Origin of the sequence: Streptomyces lushanensis (assembly GCF_001700515.1) — a bacterium.
Lineage (GTDB): Bacteria > Actinomycetota > Actinomycetes > Streptomycetales > Streptomycetaceae > Streptomyces > Streptomyces lushanensis.
The window spans coordinates 1-547 of sequence record NZ_MAUD01000671.1; the positions used below are offsets into that span (position 1 = coordinate 1).

Below are 547 nucleotides of genomic sequence, written 5' to 3' on the forward strand. Positions count from 1 at the left end.
CGCCGAAGGCGCGGGCGCGGGGGGCTTCCGCGTCTCCTCAGCCTCGGTCCCGCCGGGCCGGGGGGCGGGCTTGTCCTGCGAACCGGATCCGACCGGCTTCGTGTTGCGGGCACGGAGCTGGTCGGGAGTGAGCGTCGGGCGCCCCTGGGTGCCCTCGATGTCCGTACCGCCGAAGATCCACAGGTCGACGCTGCCCGGTTCGGGCTTGTAGGTCATGGCACCGAGTTGGCTGTACTCCCAGGTGCTGTCGCCCGGGTTGGCGTGCCAGTACGACCAGTACGCGGAGGCGGGCGGTGTGAGGACACAGTCCTCCTGCGCCGGGGTGGGGTACTGCTTGCCGCCCTGGTGACCGCTGTAGCCGATGCGGCAGATGAACGCCGGTCCGTCGTGCCCCGTTCCCGTGGTGCGCCAGCCGCCCTGGTTGAGCAGTTCGTGGCCGGTCGTGGGTGTGGTGCCGCAGGAGCGGTAGACCGGGCCGCCCCAGTGGCTGAAGTCCACCGCGAGGACCACGCCGGACGTCGTGGTGCACCTGCCGATCGGCTGCGGC

At 71.8% G+C, this 547-nt stretch carries 1 pseudogene; it reads right to left on the minus strand.

From position 1 onward, the window contains the following. Positions 1–547, minus strand: a pseudogene (locus BFF77_RS32295) (hypothetical protein); the annotation flags it as partial.